The following is a 20,671-nucleotide window of genomic DNA, read 5'->3' as shown; positions in this document are numbered from 1 at the left end:
CTTTGAATCAGGACGCGTGCAGTTCCCCCCGCAATTGCGCGGCGGTGGCCGCCAGGGCCTCTTGAGGCGGTTGTGGCGGCATCTTGAACGTCAGGTTCTGCTGTTCGATGTACGCCGTGGACGTGACGTCCTGCGTGTGGTGCATGGGGATAACGTGCGCGTGCGAGTGCGCCACGTGTATGCCGGTGAAGGCGAAGCCCACCCGCTCCACGCCGTACAGGCGCTTCATGTGGCGGCCCAGCTTCTGTCCCAGGTTCACAATGTGCCCCGCCAGGTCAGCCGGCATGTCCTCGAAGTACGGGTAATGCTGCTTGGGAATGATCAGCGTGTGCCCCGGCCGCACGGGTTGGATGTCCAGGAAGGCCAGCAAACGCTCGTCTTCATGAATGATGTGGGCGGGAATCTCGTGCCGGGCGATCCGGCAGAACAGGCATTGGTCTGGCATGCGGGCCTCGTGAAAGCGGGTGGCATGGTGGGGGGACGTCCGCGTTGATGGAACCGGAGCGGTCGCCGCAATATCGATAAAATACCCCGAGTTACATCCCACACGGGTATCCCAAGGAGGCTCCATGTTGCGCGATGACGACGTCGTGCTGGTCATCAGCAATGCACCCGATCTCTTGTTGGCCAAGCGCATTGCGCATGTGCTGGTGGAAGATGGCTTGGCCGCCTGTGTGAACCTTGGCGCGCCGGGCCTGTCCATCTATCTGTGGAACGGAGAGGTCGAGGGGACGGAAGAAGTCCCCATCCACATCAAGACCACCTACGCGCGTCATCAGGCCGTTGTTCAGGCCCTGGCGCAGATGCATCCCTACGATGTGCCCGAGATCATTGTGCTGCCCGTTATCGGCGGCGCCGCACCCTATCTGGACTGGGTTCGCGAACAGACGGCCGTCAAGCAAACCAAGAGAGAATAATGTTGCAACTTGCCGGTATCGTCGGTGCGCGCGGGCGCTCGATTCCTGCCATCCGCGCGGCGCGCGCCTTGATCGGGCGCAGCCTGGTGTTGCTGGCGACGGCGCTGTTGCTGCTGACCTGGCAGGCGGCCGCGCAGGCCGAAGCCGAATTCCTGGAACCCGAAAAGGCGTTCGTGTTCAGCGCGCAGATGGCCGCGCCCGACACCTTGGAACTGCATTACAAGGTCGCGCCCGGCTACTACATGTACCGCGAGCGCTTCGGCATCACGATCAGCCCGATCGGCGCCACCACGTTGGGCGAGGCGGTCTACCCCAAAGGCGAGGTCAAGTACGACCCGACCTTTGAGAAGGACATGGAGGTCTTTCACAAGGATGTGATGATCCGCGTGCCGGTGGGCGCGGGTGGGCAACCTTTCACCCTGACCTTGACCGGACAGGGCTGCGCGGATGCCGGCCTGTGCTATCCGCCCATGGACAGCAGCGTCAAGCTCACGCCGGTTGCCGGCGGCTACGCGCTGGCGGATGGGGCAGGCGCGCAAGCCGCTCCCGCCGGGTCTTCTGGCGGCTTGAGCGCGCTGGTCAAGGCCGGCGATACCGGCCTGGCCGATGCGTTGGGCGGCCTGGGTTGGGCCAAGACCGCTGGCGTGTTCCTGGTTCTGGGCTTGCTGCTGGCATTCACGCCCTGCGTGTTGCCGATGATCCCCATCCTGTCTTCGATCGTGCTGGGCGGCGCAACGCAGGCCCGGCCCTCGCGCGGGCGTGGCCTGGCCCTGGCCGCAACGTATGTGCTGGGCATGTCGGTGGTGTACACCGCGCTGGGCGTCGCCGCCGGACTGAGCGGCGCGGGCCTGGCCGCATGGTTGCAAACCCCCTGGATCCTGACGCTGTTCGCCATCCTGCTGACCGTGTTGGCACTGGCGATGTTTGACGTCTTCACTTTCCAGATGCCGTCAGGCGTGCAGGCCAAACTGTCAGAACGCTCATCGCGCGTGCCGGGCGGCCGCTACACCGGCGCGCTGCTGATGGGCGCCTTGTCGGCGCTGATTGTCGGACCTTGCGTTGCCGCGCCGCTGGCGGGTGCGCTGTTGTATATCTCGCAGACGGGCGACGTGGTGCTGGGCGGTTCGGCCCTGTTCGCCATGGCCTGGGGCATGGGCGTGCCGCTGTTGATCGTGGGTGCATCGTCGGGCGCCTTGCTGCCCAAGGCCGGCCCCTGGATGGACGGCGTCAAGCGCCTGTTCGGCATGCTGCTGCTGGCGACGGCGTGGTGGATGCTGATACCCGTGGTGCCAACCTGGGTGCAGATGTCGGGCTGGGCCTTCCTGGCGGTTGTGTCGGCGGTGATGCTGCGTGCGTTTGATGCCTTGCCCGCGGGCGCCGGCGCCGCGCGCATGTTCGGCAAGGGGCTGGGGCTGTTGTTGGCGCTTGCCGCTGCTGCGTGGCTGCTGGGTGCGGCCAGCGGCGGGCGCGACGTATTGCAACCGTTGTCGCACCTGGCCGCGCGTGGCGACGCATCCGTGGGCACGGCCGTCACCAAAGGCGAGCTTCAGTTCACCCGCGTGCGCAACAACGCGGAACTGGACGCGCTGCTGGCGCAGAGCACCCAGCCGGTCATGCTGGATTTCTATGCCGACTGGTGCGTGTCGTGTCGCGAAATGGAGCGCTTCACGTTTACCGATCCGGGCGTAGCGCAGCGCATGTCCGGTATGTTGCTGGTGCAGGCCGACGTCACCGCGAACAACGCCGACGACCGGGCCCTGCTCAAGCGCTTCCGGCTGTTTGGGCCGCCGGGCATCATGTTCTTTGAACCGGGCGGCAAGGAATTGCCGGACGCGCGCGTCGTCGGTTTCCAGGACGCCAAGCGCTTCACGGAATCGTTGGACAAGGTGCTGGTGCGCTGACGACGGGCGATATACCATGGCGGCTGCGCCGCGTGGGCGGCGCATTCCACTCCCTCCAGGCCGGCGCCCGTGACGTCCACAACAGTTGATGCAAGCCAGGACCGTAACGGTCTTATCTATGTTCAATTGATGTTCGTCATGGCCACATGGGGCCTGAACATCGTCTCCATCAAGTACCTCACGCAGCACATGGACATCCAGGCGCTTGCCGCCGTGCGGATCGTCATTGCGTTCATCACCGTCACCCTGATCATCAAGGCCCGTCGAGGCCGCGTGCCCAAGCTGGGCCGCATGGAACTTGGCTGGGTGGCGCTGGCGGGTTTCTTGGTTGTGTACGCGCACCAAGTGGCGCTGGTGTCGGGGCTGCGGTTTTCATCGGCGGCCAACGGCACGCTGATCATGGCCACCAGCCCGCTGTTGTCGGCATTGCTGGCCGCGCTGTTCTATCGCGAAAAACTGACTACGGTACGCATCTGCGGGGCCTTGCTCGGCCTGCTGGGCGTGGGCATGGTGGTGGCGGGCAGCGGGGCGCAGTTCGGGCTGACGGGCTGGGGCGATGCGGTGGTTTTCGTGGCCGTGCTGGTGTTCGTGTTTGGCGGGCTGGTGATCCAGCGCATGTCGCGCACGATGGATCCGTTGGGCATGCTTTGGTACATGTACCTGGCGGGTGGCCTGATGCTGGTGGTGCACGCGGCGGTGACGCCGTCTTCCTACCAGACCGATACCTGGCAGATGACGTGGTGGCCGTGGCTGGTGCTGCTGTTTTCAGCGGTGATTGCGTCAGGCGTCAGCAACATCATCTGGAATGCCGGCATCGCGCGACTGGGCATCAGCCGCGCGGCCTTGTTCGTGAACTGGCTGCCGATATTCGGGTTGCTGTTCGCGTCCCTGTTCCTGGATGAACACGTCACGTTGACCCACGTGCTGGGCCTGGCTTGCGTGTTGGGTGGAACGTGGCTGGGGCTGCGCCGGACGAAGCCGGCGCCTAGCCGTAAAAGCGTTTAGCGCTGCGCCTTGAGCAGCGTGGCCGCTTCGATGGCGAAGTAGGTCAGGATGCCGTCGGCGCCAGCGCGCTTGAACGCCAGCAGCGCTTCCATCATGACCTTGTCGTGGTCCAGCCAGCCGTTGGCGGCGGCGGCCTTGATCATCGCGTATTCGCCGCTGACCTGATAGGCGAACGTGGGCACGCGGAACGTGTCTTTCACGCGGCGCAGCACGTCCAGATACGGCATGCCCGGCTTGACCATGACCATGTCGGCGCCTTCGTTCAGATCGGCGGCCACTTCGCGCAAGGCTTCATCGAGATTGCCCGGGTCCATCTGGTAAGCCATTTTGTTTGACTTGCCCAGGTTGGTGGCCGAGCCCACCGCGTCGCGGAACGGGCCGTAGAACGCGCTGGCGTACTTGGCCGAGTAAGCCATGATCTGCGTGTGGATGTGGCCGTTGGCTTCCAGCGCCTGGCGGATCGCGCCGATGCGGCCGTCCATCATGTCGCTGGGGGCGACCATATCGACACCGGCCGCGGCTTGAGTCAGCGCCTGCTTGACCAGGATCTCGACCGTGATTTCATTGATGACGTAGCCGTTCTCGTCAATGACGCCGTCCTGGCCATGGCTGGTATAGGGGTCCAGCGCCACATCGCACAGGATGCCGAGTTCGGGGAACCGCCTTTTCAGCTCGCCCACCACGCGCGGAATCAGGCCGCGCGGGTTGGTGGCTTCGATGCCGTCGGGCGTTTTCAGCGCGGGGTCGATGACGGGGAACAGCGCCATCACCGGAATGCCCAGCTTCACGCATTGCTCGGCCACCGGCAGCAGCGTGTCCAGCGAATAGCGGACCACGCCGGGCAAGGACGCCACGGCTTGCTGCACGCCCGTGCCGTCGGTCACGAAGACGGGGTAGATCAGGTCATTGACCGTCAGCGCATTTTCGCGCACCAGACGGCGGGTGAAGTCGTCGCGGCGCAGGCGGCGGGGGCGGGAAACCGGAAACTCAGGGGTGATGATCTGCGGGTTCATGATTCGACCTTGGGGGAAATCCAATTCTCAATGTGGGCGCCGGCTTCTTCCAGCCCGATGCGCTCGGGCGCCGAGAACGGGATGGTGTGCAGGGCGCCGATGTCGGCCAGGTCTTTGCGGACGGAGAACACCGTGCGCATGCGCTGTCCGTAAGGCAGTTTGTCGGCCTTGGTCAGCAGCGCCAGCACCGGGCGTCCGGTGGGGGCGATGAAGTTGGCCAGGCGGCGGTCAAGTTCGGTGACGCCGCGGCGGATGTCGATCAGCAGCACGATGCCTGCAAGCGACTCGCGGTCGCGCAGATAGCCGCCGAGGATGTCCGCCCATTTTTCTTTTTCGTTGCGCGCGACGGACGCATAGCCATAGCCGGGCAAGTCAACGAGAAAACCGATGTGGCCTTCCGGATCCAGCGGGTCGGGCAAGCCGAACATGTTGATCAAGCGCGTGCGGCCCGGCGTCTTGCTGGAAAACGCAAGGCGGCGCTGGTTGCACAGCACGTTGATGGCCGTGGATTTGCCGGCGTTGGAGCGGCCAACAAAGCAGACCTCGGGAGCGCCGGCGGCCGGCAACTGGTCGAGGCGAGCTGCGGAGGTAAGGAAGGAGGCGCGATGTAGGAGGGACACGGATGGGCTTTGGATACGGTTGGTTTCGAGCCCTATTGTATAATCCGGCGTTTGCAACAGTGGTCCCCGTGCGCGGAGCCGTCTTTTTTGCTTACTGTTTAGGTGCCAGCGGCAACTTGGCAGGCAGATTGGGCAAATGAGGTTCGATACGGTTTTCCAGGGTGTGCGGGGCAGGCGTGGGCGCCTTTTTGCGCCTTGATCGATGTGATCGTCGAGGTCTTCATGAAGCGTGTGCTGTCCCGAATGTTGGTTGCGAGCGGGCTGTTGCTCGGCGCCTCCGCCTTCTCTACACCCAGTTTCGCCGCTGACGGCGCTGCGGGCCCGGCCAAGCCAGATGCCGCCAAGGGCGGTCAGCTGTTTGACCAAGGCGACGCCTCCAGAGGCATCATCGCCTGTGCGTCCTGTCACGGCGCGGCGGGCAACAGCACCATCCCGGTGAACCCCAACCTGGCCGCGCAACCCCACGAATACCTGGCCAAGCAATTGGCCGACTTCCAGATCAAGCAGGGCGCCAAGCTGCCTGTGCGCAACGGCGCGGGTGGCAACCCCACGCCGATGACCGCCATGGCGCAGAACCTGACGCCGGCCGATATGCAGAACATCGCGCTGTACCTGGCGCAACAGCCTCTCAAGGAACCCGCCACGGCAGGCCAAGAGAAGCTGGTGGATCTGGGCCAGAAGATCTGGCGCGGTGGCTTGCCCGAACGCAATGTGCCGGCCTGCGCGGCGTGCCACTCTGCCAATGGCGCGGGCATGCCCGCGCAGTACCCCCGCTTGTCGGGGCAGTTCCCCATGTACATTGAAGAGCAGCTCAAGCTGTTCCGCAGCGGCGACCGCAAGAACGACATCATGTTCGCGATTGCGGACCGCATGTCGGATGCCGATATCAAGGCGGTGTCCGACTACGCGGCAGGCCTGCGGTAGGCGCCAGCCCGCAACACGCGCGGCTGGTCCGCGTTCATGCAACCTGAGCGTGACGGAACCCGATTCCGTTACGCGCTGTCTATGAGGGGGGTAGCCGATCGCGCGGCCCCCCTTTTTTCATGAATTCAACACGAACCCACACTCGCCCCTCTTTGCGCAGCCTGCCCGGTGACTTCTTCGAACTGCTCGGTTCGATGCGGTTCGCCGTCAGCCTGTTGATGTTCATCTGCGTGGCGAGCCTGGTGGGCACGGTGTTGCAGCAGAACCGCTCGTCCAGCAACTACATCGACCAGTTCGGCCCGTTCTGGTACGAGGTGTTCGACAAGTTTTCCATCTGGCACGTTTACAACAGTTGGTGGTTCTTGCTGATCATGGGTTTCCTGGTCGTGTCGACCTCGGTGTGCCTGACCCGCAACGCACCCAAAATGCTGCGCGAAGCGCGCTCATTCCGCGAGCACGTGCGCGCGAGCAGCCTGCGCGCGTTTCCGCATCGCGTTGAAACGGAAGAGCCCACCGATGTCGCGCAGACCTCGGCAGGGCTGAAGGCGCTGCTGGAACGGCTGGGTTACGCCGTGCGTGTACGGCAGGACAACGACGGCGTGCTGCTGGCCGCCAAGAAGGGCAGCGCCAACCGCCTGGGCTATGTGTTCGCGCACGCGGCCATGGTCATCATCTGCGTGGGCGGTCTGCTAGACAGCGAGTTGCCCGTGCGGCTGCAAGTCATGTTCGGCGGCAAGCAACCCATTGTCGACAACATGCTGATCTCGGAAGTGCCCGAAAGCGGCCGCCTGTCGGTCAATAACCCGAGTTTCCGCGCCAGCGTGCTGGTGCCCGAAGGCGGCCAGGCCAGTACGGCGGTCGTGATGGTGGGCGACGGCGCCTTGGTGCAGCCGATGCCCTTCACGCTGAAGCTGAAGAAGTTCGTGGTTGATTACTACTCGACCGGCATGCCCAGTCGTTTCGCCAGCGAAGTTGAAGTCACCGACCCGGATACGGGCAAGACCTTCGATTCCACCATCGAGGTCAACGAGCCGTTGCGTTTCAAGGGCATGACGGTGTACCAGTCCAGCTTTGACGATGGCGGCAGCACGGTGGTCTTGAAGGGTTATCCGCTAGTAGGTTCCCAGGATGCCACTTTCGCCGTTGACGGCACGGTGGGCAAGACAAGCGAAGTGACCGCTCACACGTCGGCCGGTCCGCGCAGCATGGGCGTAGAGATCACGGCCATGCGGCCGATCAATGTGGAAGACCTGACGCGCGGCGATCCCAAGGGCCCCAACCAGAGTTTTGCCGAGCACGTGGCATCGGTGTCGGGCAGCGCGGCGGGCAAGAAGAACGAGAACCTGCGCAACGTGGGTCCCAGCGTTGAATACAAGCTGATCGACGACGCGGGCCAGGCCCACGAATTCCAGAACTACATGCTGCCCATGGAACTGGACGGCGCCAGCGTGTTCCTGGCCGGGGTGCGCAACAATGCGTCCGAGCCTTTCCGCTACTTGCGCATTCCGGCTGACGACGACAGCTCGATCGCGGAATTCATGCGGCTGCGCGCCACGCTGGCCGACCCGGCCGCACGCCGCGAAGCCGCCCGCCGTTTCGCCGAGCGCAACAGTCCGTCCGGCGCTGACCGCCAGCCCCTGCAAACCGCTGCCGAGCGCGCGCTGGAAACCTTTGCGTCGGGTGGCCTGCAAGCCGTTGCCGCCTTCCTGCAAGCCAACACGCCCGCCGCCGACCTGGAGCGGGCCGCCGATGTGGTGATCCGGCTGATCGGGGCCAGCATGAACGAGCTGCGCGCCATTGAACGCGAACGCGCCGGCTTGCCCCCCGTCGCGGTCGAAGGCCCCGACGGCGAGCGCGCTGCCGTGTGGTCGCGCCTGGCCGTGGCGGCGCTGTCCGACCTGACCGTCTATCCGGCGCCGGTGTTCCTGTCGCTGGCCGACTTCAACCATGTGCAGGCCAGCGTGTTCCAGGTCAGCCGCACGCCGGGCAAGAATACGGTCTACCTGGGCAGCCTGTTGCTGGTCCTGGGGGTGTTTTCGATGTTCTACATCCGCGACCGCCGCGTCTGGATCTGGGTCAAGCCGCAAGGCAGCGGCAGCAGCGTCCTGGCGGCCATGACGTCCCAGAAGCGTACACTCGACTTCAATCAGGAGTTTGAACGCTTCAAGCAGGCGCTGCTGCGCCAGAAAAGGTCTTAAGGTTTTTTTATGTCGACGACGACCACCCCGCATCCCTCCTCGCCGGACACGTTGAACGCGTCGCCCGATATCCTGTGGCAAGACAGCCTGTCGGAAACGGGCGACAACCGCGCCCGGCGCGGCAAGCCGGACTGGACCGACGTAGTCTTCTTCCTATTGCTGTCGGTGGGCGCGGCCTTCGCGCTGACCCGTCACGGCAACGCGATGGATTATTACGAGAAGATCATCCTGTGCGGCACCGTGCCCGCGCTGACGTGGTTGGGCTGGTTGTGGCGGCCGCTGCGCCGTTTGATGGTCGCCTGTGCGATCGCGGCGGGCCTGGCCTTGATGCTGTACGGCAATGACCTGGCCCGCGCCGAGCAGGTGTTCTTCCTGAAGTACCTGTTCTCGTCCCAGTCCGCCATTTTGTGGATGTGCGCACTGTTCGCGCTGGCCATGGTCTGCTACTGGATCGGCGTATTCAGCCCCACCGCCGCGTGGCTGGGCACGGCGTTGACCTGGGGCGCGGTATTTGCCGGCGTCACCGGCCTGTTGGTGCGCTGGCGCGAAGGCCATCTGATGGGCCCGGACCTGGGCCATATCCCCGTCAGCAACCTGTATGAAGTCTTTGTTCTGTTCTCGCTGATCACGGCGCTGTTCTACCTGTATTACGAACGCAAGTACGCCACGCGCGCGCTGGGCGGTTTCGTGCTGCTGGTGGTGACGTCCGCCGTCGTGTTCCTGCTTTGGTATTCCTTCACGCGCGATGCCGGCCAGATCCAACCGCTGGTGCCGGCGTTGAAAAGCTGGTGGATGAAGCTGCACGTGCCCGCCAACTTCATCGGCTACGGCACGTTCTCGCTGGCGGCGATGGTGGGCTTTGCCTACCTGGTCAAGCAGCACGGGCAGACCACGTCGTGGGCCAAGCTGGCGCCCTTGTTCATTCTGGGCGTGCTGCTGTGCGCCGAGCCGATGGTGTTCCGCACTGATGGCCTGTCCGCCACCTGGATGCTGTACTTCGGCGTGGGTGCCGTGATCGTGGGCGCCATCCTGCTGGGCCGCCGCCGAATCGCCGCCGCGCTGCCCTCGCTGGAAGTGCTGGACGACATCATGTATCGCGCCATCGCGATCGGGTTCGCCTTCTTCACGGTGGCGACCATTCTGGGTGCGCTGTGGGCGGCGGACGCCTGGGGCGCGTACTGGCAGTGGGATCCCAAGGAAACCTGGGCGCTGATCGTCTGGCTGAACTACGCGGCCTGGCTGCACATGCGCCTGATCAAGGGCCTGCGCGGCACCATGGCGGCCTACTGGGCGCTGATGGGGCTGTTGATCACCGGCTTTGCGTTCCTGGGCGTGAACATGTTCCTGTCGGGGCTGCACTCGTACGGTCAGCTGTAGCCGTCAGCCTTGATTCGGGCGGCTGCTGCCAGCCGCCCCGAATGCGTCACGCCGCCAAGGCAAACATCGACTTCTGCGGCGTGGCCGCCTTGAAACCCGGCGCATTGATCGTGTTCTGCAAGGTAAGGCTGGTTACGCGCACCAGCGGCGCGGCACGCACCAGCACCGTGAACGCCCCGGTCATGTAGCGCGCCCGACCCATGAAGGTCTGCGAGATCAGGCCGCCGCCCACACCAGCCGTATCGCCGAGCGTCACCGGTATGGTCGTGACCATGTTGTGCATCGGCATGCAGCTCAGCCACACGTTCCACACCACCGGGATGCCCATGGACGACGTGGACACGTCAATGTGCGGCACCGGCGGCACCGGTGTCTTGCAGACATCGGGGAATCCCAACCCCACGCTGGGTAACTGGCAGAGCACTTGCATGGTTTCCACTCCTGTTGCGATGGGTCAAAGGCCGGCGCGTCCCGCCGACCACAGTTCGGCGTCGAGCAAGGGGGCGTCGTTGTCGATGATGCCGTGGCGCTGCGACCAGCGCACCCCGCGCGTCAGCGCGCGATGCATGCGGGTGCGCAGGAACGTGGCGTCGCGCAGGTCGGCGCCGTCCAGGTCCGCCAGCGAGAAATCGGCGTCGACAAGATGGGCGCCGCGAAAGTCCGTGTTGGCACAACGCGCGCGCTGAAAAATGCACAGGCCCAGGCTTGCGCCCTGGAAGGTGGCGCCGTCCAGTGTGGCCTCGGCCCAGATGGCGCCGTCAAAGCGGCCGCCTTGCAGGTCGGCTCCGCTTAGATCGGCCAGGGGAAACAGCGCCTGCGGCGCGCAAGCACCGGCAAAGCGCGCACCCCGCAACGACGAGCCCTTGAAGCCCGACTGGCGCAAATCGCATTGGCGAAAGTCCGCCGCGTCCAGTTGGCAATCCGTGAAATGGCACAGCGCAAAGGCTTGCCCCGCGACGTTCTGCGCCGACAGATTGCATTCCGTGAACATGGTGCTGGCCGCGCTGACGCCGGTTAGCGTTACCGCGTGCAGGTCCAGTTGATGGAACAGGGTGTAGTTGAATTGCGCTTGCGTCAGATCGGCGTTCGCGAATGCTCCGCGCGAGAACACCGAGCGTTCCACACGAGCCGCCCGCAACGACGCGTCCGCCAGTGAGGTCGCGGTGAAAGACGCTTCATGAAGCGTGGCTTGATCCAACCTGGCGCCCGCCAGATCACATTCGGTGAAGCTCGAGCCATGGAAGTGGCCGCCGCTGAACGTCGCGCCTGGCGCGCGACAGCGGAGCAGGCGCGCCGTATCCAGGTTGGCGCCGTCGGCTTCCCAGCGTGTCATGTCACAGCTGATGAACTGGCTGTCCTGCAACTGGCAGCCGCTCATTCGCGCACCCGTGAAGTCCACGTGATCGAAGAACGCGCCGGCCAGATCCTGCCCGCGCAGATCGGCACCCGCCAAACTGAGGTGTTGGATCGGCTCGCCATGGCGCACGCTGTCCAGCAGCTTGTCGAGGTTCATGCGGGGCGCTCCGGCTGTCTGGCGGGCCAGCGCTTCGCGCCTTGTGTGTAGGTGTGGTCCAGCCCGGTGCTGTCGTCCATCCGAGTCTGTGCGACATCGGCGCGGAAGAAATTCGCGCCCGTGAGATCGGCGCGCAGAAAGATGGCCTTGCCCAGCAAGCCGTTGATCAGGTTGGCGTCGCGCAGGCGGGCACCGGTGAAATCCGCGCGCACAAAGTGCGTGTCGGGGGCGGTCAGGCCGCTAAGATCGGCGTCTTGCAACAGGCACTCGGAAAAGTCGCAGGCGTTCAGGGTGGCGCCGCGCAGGTCGGCCCCCGTCAAGGTGGCGCCGCGTGCGCTGCCGTGTTTGAACTGCATGCCGCGCAGCCGCGCGCCCGCCAGCTCGACGCGGCCCGCGAAGGCGCAGCCGTCCAGCGTGGCGGCCTCCATGCTGAAGCGGCCGGAAAAGCCGGCATCCATGAAGCTCACGCGCACCAGCGCCGCGTCGGTAAAGTCAGCGTTGATGAGCGCACCTTGCATGAACACGCATTGATCCAGCCGCGCCTTGAGAAAGCGGCAGTCCTCGAACGTGGCGCTCATCGCTGCCCATTGGTGAAAGCTCGCGCGGCCGAAGTCGCAACGTATCAGCCGCGCCTGATGCAAGCGTCCCAACTGCCAGGCGCTATCAACAAAATCGCAGTCTTCGCAGTGGGCGTGGTCCCACGTGCACTCCTTGATCTGGGCCTTTGCAAAGTTCGTGTTCACGCATTGCGCGCGGCCCAGGTTGGTGCGCGTCAGGTTCGCGTCGGACAGGCTTGTGCGGGTCATGTCGGCGCCGGTCAGGACCGCATCCGTCAGGTCGCAGCCATCCAGCCGCGCATCCACGAGTTTCGCGCCCGCGAAAATCGCGCGTTGGAAGTTGGCGTTGGACAGGTCCATGCCTGAAAGATCCGCGCCGGTCAGATTCATGTCGCGACAGTCCCGGCTGGTTTTCAACTGCGCTTCCAGCTTGCGGCGCGTGCGCTGCGCGCGCAACGGCGGCATGGGCGGGGGCGGCGCGAAATGGTGCGCCGACTGCTGATAAGCCTGGTGTACCTGCGGCCCTAGCGTGTCGGCCAATGGCGGCTGCGTTCCTTCGCTGTCCGCCGAGGTGCGTCCGGCCTGTGCATGCGGGCTGGCGTCGAATTCGGCGATGTGCCGTTTGATCTTGCGGGGATCGAAACCCGACGGTAGCTTGCCATCCGCGTCTTGCCGACGCAGCGCGTCCATGTCCACGCCGGCCACCTCGGCCATCTGCGGCAAGTTGGGATCAGCCAGCGCGCGCGCCCCTGGCCCGCCAGACAGGCGCTTGGCGGCTTCCAGCTCTTCCTGCATGCGCAGAATGGTCTGCGGCAGATCGGCAAGCCGGGGCGCCGTGGGCGGCGGGTCCAGCGGGACCATGTACCGATCCGGGTCCAGGCCCTGCGCCAATAGTGACTCACGTTCGCGCGCGTGGCGGCGTGCCAGCCCAGCGTGCACGTTCTTGTTGGTGGGACGCACGGCCACGGCTTGCGCATCGCCTTCCAGTTGCCCGCCGCAAAGATCTTCGGGCACGAGCTGCGAGTCCAGCAAGGCGTAGACGGAGCCTAACTCCGGGTTCAGGCGTTGCCGCGCCACGTCTTCATAATGGGCAAGCGCTTTCGGCTGATCCACGTGTTCCAGCGCGGGCATGATGAGGCGGATATCCGCCGCGTCATCTTCTTGCACATGAACTGCGCCATGCCACATCAACACCATCTTCGTGTGGTCGGGAAAAAACCACGCGGTGGTCAGGCGCAGCGACACGTCTTCAAGCGCGCTGCCGTCGGCGTGGCGGCTGACAAAACAGCGCGCGCGCCAGTGGGGAAGGTGGCCGCGCAGCACCGGCTGTTGCGGGTGCAGGTTCCACAGCGCGTAGTCCGTGCCGCCGGCAAGCTCGGCGTTGGCCGGCCCCCATTGGTCGGGTGGCGCGGCGTTGAAGAAGCGCCAGTCCATGTCGCGCGCGAAGCCGGGAAAGTCGTGCTCCAGCCATTCCTGCCCGTAGTCGCGGCCCATATGCGATGCCCGTTGCGGCCATTCCACGGGCAACGCGCCAAAGCCCGCGGGCGCCACACGCTGGCCGGGGGCGCTGATGCGCTGCAAGGGATGTTCGATGTTCGGCAACCGGCGCGCGCGCACGCCATTGATGGTTTCGTCGTGCGCGCCGATGCCCAAGGGGTTTTCGGCAACGTCCGGGCCACCATAGGCGCGGCTCCAGTCCAGGCGCATGCGAGCGAAAGGCTGCGGCGCCGTCGCCTTGCCATCGATCCAGTAGCGGTCGCCAAAAACCAGCAATGACTTATCGATGGCGCCCACCTGCACGCGCACGCCGCACGCGCCGGGTTGCTTGGCGTCATGCGGGTAGGCATGGCCCGAGACCAACACTTCCGGGTACTGCTTGGGCGTGGCCAGGTCCAGCGCGCCGATGCCTTCTTCAGCGGCAAGCTTCCACAGGTCCTGGTCGCTCAACAAGGTGGGGGATTGCGCGATGTCGACCAAGGCGAAGACGGACACGCCCAGCACGTCGCGGCGCTGACTACGATACGGCCGCGTAAGAATGCCCAGGCGGAAAGGCTTGATGGTCTTCATGCGTTACCCGGTGGGCTGATCAATGGCGACTTCATGCGTGGCCCCATCATCCTGAACGCGCACCTGCACGGTCTTGCCCACGCCGAAGTCAGCCAGGTGCAGCGGCGATAGCGGCACGCGCACCGTGCGGGTCAAGGCCGGCGTGGTGGCGGTGGCGGCCACGTCAAGGTCCAGCTCGATGATGAAATACAGCGACTCGCCAATGCGGGTGCGCGTGTCGCGCGCAGCGGTCACGCGCGCGGTGCTGGCCACGCCGGTGGCGCGCACGGTGTCGAGCCGCTGCGCGTCCGCGCGCCCCGTTGCCCGGCGCTTGCGTTCGCGCCGAAGCATGAACATCGCCTGCGCGCCCGATAACAGCAAGCCCAGCACCACCCACTTTCCCCAATCCGGCCAGGCGGTCACGAAGTCGGACATGGGCGCCTCAGATGATGGTCCACAGGCCGACCATGGATGCGCCCAGGCCCACTTGTTCTGCCTTCTGCATATCAAAGGCGTAGCTGGACCCGGTTGTGCGGTACGACACCAACTGGCCGATGCTGCTGACCGCGGCGTAGTTCGTGAACGACAAATTCAACATGACCGTGGTGCGAAACAGCGCAACGCGATGCAGCCCGAATTCCGCCTTGGCCACCGCCAGGCCGATAGAAAACGGCGTGGCTTGCAGCCAGCTTTCTTTCGACAGGTCCTTGACGTTGGCGGCGTCCATCACGACATCCGCCGGGGTTTCCAGGGTGATGTTGCCCTTGGCCTTGACCGTCACCGTGGAACCTTCCGATTCCATGTGCGCCTTGCCTTTGGACTTGATGTCCATCGTGGCGGTTTCCGACTGCACCAGCATCGCCGTCTTGGCCTTCACGTCCATGTTCGCGTCGGTGGACAACACTTCAACCTTGCCCTTGGCCTTCTCGGTCAGCGTGCCTTCCTTGACGTGATGCAGCGAGTCGCCGCTGTTGACGTAAACCTGCTGGCCCGTCTTCAACGTTTCCTTGAACAGCCCCGTGACCTCGCGTTCTTCGCCCTTGGCGGCCACGGTGGTCTTCAAACCGTTGTCGAACTTCTCATCCATCAGGCCGTCTTTCACGTTGACCGTGCGCGATGCCTTGACGGTGTATTCCTCGTGTCCCGTGACGAAGACGTCGCGGCGCTTGCCGACTTTCAAGTTGTCGGTGCCGGTGATGTTGATGTCGCGAAAGCCGCCGATCTTGGTGGTGTCGTTCTCGCCGATCGTCGTGCTGCGGTTCAGGTCCGTCGTGTGCGTTTCGTTGGCTTCGACCTCGGTGCATAGCTCGCGCTCGGCGTGCAGCCAGATGCGTTCGCAGCCGCTCTTGTCTTCAAACATCAGCGCATTCGCGGTGGCGGGCGTGCCGCTTTTCGAGCGGCTCAAGAAACCGCTTTGCGTGGCGTTGTCGGGCAGATCCCACGGTGGCAGGTTGTTCGCGTTGAAGACGCGCCCGATCACGATGGGGCGGTCGGGCTGTCCGCCAATGAAATCCACGATCACTTCGTCGCGTATGCGCGGCAGTTGGATGCCGCCAAAGCCCCCGCCGGCCCATGGGCTGGACACACGCACCCAGCACGAACTGTTTTCGTCTTTCTTGCCGTAGCGGTCCCAATGAAACTGCACTTTGACGCGGCCCATCTTGTCGGTCCAGATTTCCTCGCCCTGCTTGCCCACCACCGTCGCGGTCTGTGGCCCGTGTGTGCGGGGAATCGGCGTGATGCGCGGCGCGCGAAACTGCGTGCTGGAGGGCAACACAACGAATTCCAGATCAAAGTCACCCGGATCGATCTGGCCGCTGGCGTAGCCCGTTTCACGGATGCGGTAGTAGATGCTGACGACGAGGTACTCGCGGTTCTCGGCTTGCCGCGGATGGTTGCGCAGCGTGAAAAGATGCCCGGTGGAAAGCCCGCGCGCGTTCGACGCCCCAGTGCTTTGTTCCTGCCGGCATTGCAGGTCTTGCAGACGCACGCGCGTGTAGTGTTCGGCGTCGTCGGGGTTGGTGTAGCCGCCCTGCCATTCGTACATCTCCAGATCGCCGTGGTCATAGGCGCCGGGATTGTTGCGCCGCGCTTCCAGGCTGGCGGCGGGCGTCAGCGGGTGGTAGTCGGTGGTGGCGAACGCGCCGGGGGTGATCTGCTCGGCCACTTCCCATTTGTGGATGTAGTCTTCGCGCGGAACGGTGATGCGGTCGGGGCCGTAATAGGGAATTTGCTCGTAGTCAGGCACGGGTTCGTGCTGCGTGATGTCGTCGGTCAGCACCAGCGTGTGCTTGCCCTTGTCGTGTTTGAACCAGAAGTAAATGCCTTCGTGTTCCATCAGGCGGCAGATGAAGGCGTAGTCGGTTTCCTGGTACTGCACGCAGTATTCCCAATTGCGATACGTCTCCGTCAGCTTGAACTCGACGGGGTAGCTGTAGTCCTTGAGCACCTCGCGGATCACGTCGGGCACGTTCTTGTTCTGGAAGATCTTGTTGTCCGACGTTTGCGTCAGGTACCAGAGCCACGGCCGCACCGTGGCGCGGTAGATGGTGTAGCGCGACGTGTTGTTCTCGCGGCCCACCAGCACGCAGCGAGTGATGTGTCCGCTGAGATAGCGCGGTGCGCCCGGCGTGGTCTCGATCTCGAGCGTCAGCGGTTTGCCAAGCAGCGATTTCATGTCCAGCGAATAAGACTCCGAGACCAGCTCGACTTCAAATTCAAATAGCTGCGACAGGCTTTCCGCGCCGTGCATGCCGCGAAACTTCAATTGCTCTGGCGGCAAGGGCGTATGCGCCTTGACGACGCGTTCGCTTGGCACGGTGCGGTCCATCTCATCGTCTCCTTATGAGAATTCAAAGCTGCTGCGCTTGCTGCTACGAGTGTTGCGCGAGCACGCAAATGGCGCGCGCCGCATTGACTGCAATGTGAGGGCCGGCCACGTCATGGACCGCTTGCAAAAGGGCGGGTGCCGCCGTGAAGCGGAGAGCACCGATGCCGGGGATATCTGTCTCTGTATCTACTTACGCGCCGGTCTGTCGCCAGCGTGAGCGCCGATTGTAGGCAGCGTGCAAAGCGGGCGAGAAGCGCAAACACATGCTTTTGTGTTTTTTACGGTTCGGTAACAACGCTTGCGCCGACACCCCTGTCGCGTAAGGAATATGTCAAAACATCAGTACAGCAGGGCGAAAAGTGTGCATTTGTTTAGTGCTTGTTAGCTGGTTGTAAGAAAAATCTGAAGTTGTGAGTTGTTCGTTGCATGCGGAAAGACGTGCCTAGAATTCTCCCTTCCGTGAAGCAGCGCGGAGCGTAGTGGTTGGTTCCAGGCAGCATCCCCAGGCATCTAAGCAATGACTATGGACTTCGCCGATATCCTCAATACACTCGATTCACGTCTGCCCTGCGGGGAAGACCTTGAATACGACGCTGACTTCCTGCAGTTGCAGCGAGCCGCGGCCGGCCGGGACGAACAGCAGTTCGGCTCGACCATCATCGCCGCGCAGCCGCCTGACTGGCGCGAGGTCGAACGCCTGGCCCGCGCGCTGCTTGAACGCACGCGAGACCTGCGCGTGATCGGCCTGTTGACCTGTGCATGGACCGAGATCCGCGGCCTGCCGGGTTACGCAGACGGGCTGGCGCTGGCCGTCGACACCCTGGAACGCTATTGGGAACCCGTGCATCCGCGCCTGGATAGCGTGGGCGAAGACGATCCGATGCCGCGCATGAACGCGCTGGCGGCGTTTGGCGATATGCAGGGCTGCGCGCGCAGCGTGCGCTCGGCGAGCCTGGTCAATGGTGTGCATGGGCAACTGTCCTTGCGCGATACCGAGGCGCTGCTGGATGGCAGCCGCCAGGATGCCGATTGCTATCCGGGTGGGCGTCCGCGCGTGGTCGCTCGCCTGCGCGACGCCTGGACGCAACGCGAAGCCGATGTGCTGGCGCTGGCGTCCGCCGCGGATGCGCTGCGGCGCATACAGAAACTTGTGACGGACAAATTGGGCCCCACGTGGACGCCGGATTACACCGCTGTCCTGCGCACGCTGAACGTCGTGCTGGATGCCGCGCGCGATGGGCCGCAGGTGTCCTCTGATGCAGCCGGAATGTCTGCGCCGCCGCAAGCGGCCCCACAGGATGACTCGGCGCAGGCGTCTGACGCATCCGCCAGCAGAGCGACATCCAATACCACATCCAACACCACACCCAACGCCGACGTGCGCTGGCAGGACGCGCGCATTCAGTCGCGGGACGACGCCATGGCCATGCTGAGCAAGGTAAGCGCGTACTTCGAGGCCAACGAGCCCGGCCACCCCGCGCCCTATCTGATCCGCCGCACCCAGCAACTCATTCCGTTGAGCTTTCACGACATCATCAAAAACCTGGCGCCCCAAGGCCTTGAGCAATTCGAGGCATGGTTGCCGCGCGACACGGAGAGCCGGCCGGATTCGTAGGGCGGGCCAGCCCCCACATAAACAAGAGGAGACAACACCATGGCGACCAGCCTGAAAGGAAGCGGCCAGAAGTTCATTGCCAGAAACCGCGCGCCGCGTGTGCAGATCGAGTACGACGTGGAGATCTATGGCGCGGAGCGCAAGATCCAGTTGCCCTTCGTGATGGGCGTGTTGGCCGACCTGGCCGGCAAGTCCGAAACGCCCCAGCCCGAAGTGGGCGAGCGCAAGTTCCTGGACATCGATATCGACAACTTCGATGAACGCATGCGTTCGATTCAACCGCGCGCGGCGTTCCAGGTAGACAACACGCTGACCGGCGAAGGCAACTTGAACGTTGATATCACGTTCGAGAGCATCGACGATTTCTCGCCGGCCACGGTTGCCAAGAAAGTCGGGGCGTTGAACGAGCTGTTGAGCGCGCGGACCCAACTGGCCAACCTGCTGACCTACATGGATGGCAAGTCGGGCGCCGAGGAACTGATCGGCAACGTGCTCAAGAACCCCGCGCTGATGAACGCGCTGGCGGCCGCACCCAAGCCTGAAGCACCGCCCGCATCCGACCCCGCAGCCACGGACCCGGCCGCCTAGTTCCGCTTGAACCGTTTTCGGAGAATGCCATGACCGCAGTGGCCAAACGCGCGGACGCGCGCGCTGTCGACACCCTGGAGGCCGACGACCTGTCCGCGCTCCTGAAGAAAGAGTTCAAACCCAAGACCGAGCAGGCGCGCGAGGCGGTGGAACACGCCGTGCGCACGCTGGCGCATCAGGCGCTTGAGAACAGCGGCGTCGGGCTGTCGTCGGATGCCTACCGCACCATCCAGGCGATCATCGCCGAGATCGACCGCAAGCTGTCCGAACAGATCAACCGGGTGATGCACCACCCCGAATTCCAGCAGCTTGAAGGCGCGTGGCGTGGCCTGCATTACCTGGTCACCAACACCGAAACCGACGAGCTGTTGAAGATCCGCGTGATGAGTATCTCGAAGGCGGAGCTGGGGCGCACGCTCAAGCGCCACAAGGGCGTGGGCTGGGACCAAAGCCCCATCTTCAAGCGCGTGTACGAAGAAGAGTATGGCCAGTTCGGCGGCGAACCCATCGGCTGCCTGGTGGGCGACTACCATTTCGACCACAGTCCGCCCGATGTGGAACTGCTGGGCGAGATTGCCAAGATCTCGTCCGCCGCGCATTGCCCCTTCATTGCAGGCGCATCGCCCAATGTGATGCAGATGGATTCGTGGCAGGAGCTGGCCAACCCGCGCGACCTGACCAAGATCTTCACCAACACCGAATACGCCGCGTGGCGCAGCCTGCGCGAGTCCGAGGACTCGCGCTATATCGGGCTGGCGATGCCGCGCTTCCTGGCCCGCCTGCCTTACGGCGCGCGCACCAATCCGGTGGACGAGTTCGACTTTGAAGAAGACACCGACGGCGCCAATCACGACCGCTACACCTGGGCCAATTCCGCTTACGCGATGGCGGCGAACGTGAACCGCTCGTTCAAGTTGTACGGCTGGTGCACATCGATCCGGGGCGTGGAGTCTGGCGGCGCGGTGGAAAACCTGCCGTGCCACAGCTTTCCCAGCGATGACGGCGGGGTGGACATGAAGTGCCCGACCGAAATCGCCATCAGCGATCGGCGCGAGGCCGAGCTGGCCAAGAACGGCTTCATGCCGCTGGTGCATCGCAAGAACTCCGACTTTGCCGCCTTCATCGGTGCGCAGTCCTTGCAGAAGCCGCACGAGTACTACGAGGCCGACGCATCGGCCAATGCCAAGCTGGCCGCGCGCCTGCCGTACCTGTTTGCGTGCTGCCGGTTCGCGCACTACCTGAAGTGCATCGTGCGCGACAAGATCGGCTCGTTCCGCGAACGCGATGACATGGAGCGCTGGCTGAACGACTGGATCATGAATTACGTGGATGGTGACCCGGTGAACTCGTCGCAGGAAACCAAGGCGCGCAAGCCCTTGGCGGCGGCTGAGGTGCAAGTGCAGGAAATCGAAGACAACCCGGGCTATTACTCCGCCAAGTTTTTCTTGCGGCCGCACTATCAGCTTGAAGGGCTGACGGTGTCGCTGCGGCTGGTGTCCAAGCTGCCTTCGCTTAAGCAGAACGAAGGCTGAGCCTCAGACTAGATGGGCGCAGCCGCGCCCGATAA

General features: G+C 64.2%; 17 protein-coding genes. 9 read left to right on the top strand and 8 right to left on the bottom strand.

Going from position 1 to position 20,671, the window contains the following annotated elements; all coding sequences use genetic code 11:
- Nucleotides 1–7 precede the first annotated feature (7 nt).
- Nucleotides 8–445: an HIT family protein gene (locus tag ACE04A_RS26140; RefSeq protein WP_100853742.1), complete on the bottom strand. Its 438-nt coding sequence runs from the start codon at nucleotides 443–445 to the stop codon at nucleotides 8–10.
- 124 nt (nucleotides 446–569) lie between these two features.
- Here ACE04A_RS26140 and cutA point away from each other — a divergent pair, with 124 nt between their 5' ends.
- The 3 genes from cutA (at nucleotide 570) to ACE04A_RS26125 (ending at nucleotide 3,823) form a co-directional block, all read left to right on the top strand.
- Entirely contained in the window at nucleotides 570–917 is a 348-nt protein-coding gene (gene cutA / locus ACE04A_RS26135) for a divalent-cation tolerance protein CutA (RefSeq protein WP_050448300.1), read from the top strand.
- Nucleotides 917–2,818, top strand: a complete 1,902-nt coding sequence (dsbD, locus tag ACE04A_RS26130; protein WP_259251179.1) for a protein-disulfide reductase DsbD — start codon at nucleotides 917–919, stop codon at nucleotides 2,816–2,818. The genes cutA and dsbD overlap by 1 nt, the downstream gene beginning before the upstream one ends.
- A gap of 129 nt (nucleotides 2,819–2,947) precedes the next feature.
- On the top strand, nucleotides 2,948–3,823 hold the full coding sequence (locus tag ACE04A_RS26125; protein WP_100857536.1) for a DMT family transporter: 876 nt from the start codon (nucleotides 2,948–2,950) through the stop codon (nucleotides 3,821–3,823).
- On the opposite strand, the gene hemB is transcribed toward ACE04A_RS26125, so the two are convergent.
- On the bottom strand, nucleotides 3,820–4,836 hold the full coding sequence (hemB, locus tag ACE04A_RS26120) for a porphobilinogen synthase (protein WP_447992215.1): 1,017 nt from the start codon (nucleotides 4,834–4,836) through the stop codon (nucleotides 3,820–3,822). The two genes, ACE04A_RS26125 and hemB, sit on opposite strands and share 4 nt — an antisense overlap.
- Nucleotides 4,833–5,456: a ribosome biogenesis GTP-binding protein YihA/YsxC gene (yihA, locus tag ACE04A_RS26115; protein ID WP_006216506.1), complete on the bottom strand. Its 624-nt coding sequence runs from the start codon at nucleotides 5,454–5,456 to the stop codon at nucleotides 4,833–4,835. Before yihA ends, hemB begins: the two co-directional genes overlap by 4 nt.
- 222 nt (nucleotides 5,457–5,678) lie before the next feature.
- Between yihA and ACE04A_RS26110 the strand changes: the two genes are divergently transcribed.
- The 3 genes from ACE04A_RS26110 to ccsB all read left to right on the top strand — a co-directional run bounded on the left by ACE04A_RS26110 (nucleotide 5,679) and on the right by ccsB (nucleotide 9,955).
- Nucleotides 5,679–6,380 (top strand): c-type cytochrome, encoded by a 702-nt coding sequence (locus ACE04A_RS26110; protein ID WP_100857537.1) that lies wholly within the window; start codon nucleotides 5,679–5,681, stop codon nucleotides 6,378–6,380.
- A 119-nt stretch (nucleotides 6,381–6,499) separates the two neighbouring features.
- Complete coding sequence (locus tag ACE04A_RS26105; protein WP_259251176.1) at nucleotides 6,500–8,578, top strand: cytochrome c biogenesis protein ResB; 2,079 nt, start codon at nucleotides 6,500–6,502, stop codon at nucleotides 8,576–8,578.
- Nucleotides 8,579–8,587: 9 nt separating this feature from the next.
- Nucleotides 8,588–9,955 (top strand): c-type cytochrome biogenesis protein CcsB, encoded by a 1,368-nt coding sequence (gene ccsB / locus ACE04A_RS26100; protein WP_259251175.1) that lies wholly within the window; start codon nucleotides 8,588–8,590, stop codon nucleotides 9,953–9,955.
- 46 nt (nucleotides 9,956–10,001) lie between these two features.
- Here the strand turns inward: ccsB and ACE04A_RS26095 are convergent, their stop codons facing one another.
- The 5 genes from ACE04A_RS26095 to ACE04A_RS26075 are packed head-to-tail and all read right to left on the bottom strand — an operon-like array spanning nucleotide 10,002 to nucleotide 16,901.
- A complete protein-coding gene (locus ACE04A_RS26095; RefSeq protein WP_100853746.1) occupies nucleotides 10,002–10,385 on the bottom strand; it encodes a DUF4150 domain-containing protein in 384 nt (127 codons plus the stop codon).
- Between the two features lie 24 nt (nucleotides 10,386–10,409).
- A complete protein-coding gene (locus ACE04A_RS26090; RefSeq protein ID WP_448718229.1) occupies nucleotides 10,410–11,468 on the bottom strand; it encodes a pentapeptide repeat-containing protein in 1,059 nt (352 codons plus the stop codon).
- Nucleotides 11,465–14,092, bottom strand: a complete 2,628-nt coding sequence (locus ACE04A_RS26085) for a DUF2169 family type VI secretion system accessory protein (RefSeq protein ID WP_485820680.1) — start codon at nucleotides 14,090–14,092, stop codon at nucleotides 11,465–11,467. Before ACE04A_RS26085 ends, ACE04A_RS26090 begins: the two co-directional genes overlap by 4 nt.
- A 3-nt stretch (nucleotides 14,093–14,095) precedes the next feature.
- The gene (locus ACE04A_RS26080) at nucleotides 14,096–14,506 is read right to left on the bottom strand and encodes a hypothetical protein (RefSeq protein ID WP_448718231.1); all 411 of its coding nucleotides are present in this window, start codon (nucleotides 14,504–14,506) and stop codon (nucleotides 14,096–14,098) included.
- Between the two features lie 7 nt (nucleotides 14,507–14,513).
- Complete coding sequence (locus tag ACE04A_RS26075) at nucleotides 14,514–16,901, bottom strand: type VI secretion system Vgr family protein (RefSeq protein WP_259251171.1); 2,388 nt, start codon at nucleotides 16,899–16,901, stop codon at nucleotides 14,514–14,516.
- A 517-nt stretch (nucleotides 16,902–17,418) separates the two neighbouring features.
- Between ACE04A_RS26075 and tssA the strand changes: the two genes are divergently transcribed.
- From tssA to tssC, 3 genes are read left to right on the top strand one after another with little or no spacing between them, the layout of a single operon-like run.
- The gene (gene tssA, locus ACE04A_RS26070; protein ID WP_448718232.1) at nucleotides 17,419–18,516 is read left to right on the top strand and encodes a type VI secretion system protein TssA; all 1,098 of its coding nucleotides are present in this window, start codon (nucleotides 17,419–17,421) and stop codon (nucleotides 18,514–18,516) included.
- 39 nt (nucleotides 18,517–18,555) lie between these two features.
- Nucleotides 18,556–19,104: a type VI secretion system contractile sheath small subunit gene (gene tssB / locus ACE04A_RS26065; protein WP_259251169.1), complete on the top strand. Its 549-nt coding sequence runs from the start codon at nucleotides 18,556–18,558 to the stop codon at nucleotides 19,102–19,104.
- A gap of 29 nt (nucleotides 19,105–19,133) precedes the next feature.
- Nucleotides 19,134–20,636: a type VI secretion system contractile sheath large subunit gene (tssC, locus tag ACE04A_RS26060; protein WP_046807433.1), complete on the top strand. Its 1,503-nt coding sequence runs from the start codon at nucleotides 19,134–19,136 to the stop codon at nucleotides 20,634–20,636.
- Nucleotides 20,637–20,671 lie beyond the last annotated feature (35 nt).

This window comes from Achromobacter colocynthidis (assembly GCF_057334535.1).
This window is presented reverse-complemented; position numbering and strand designations above follow the sequence as displayed.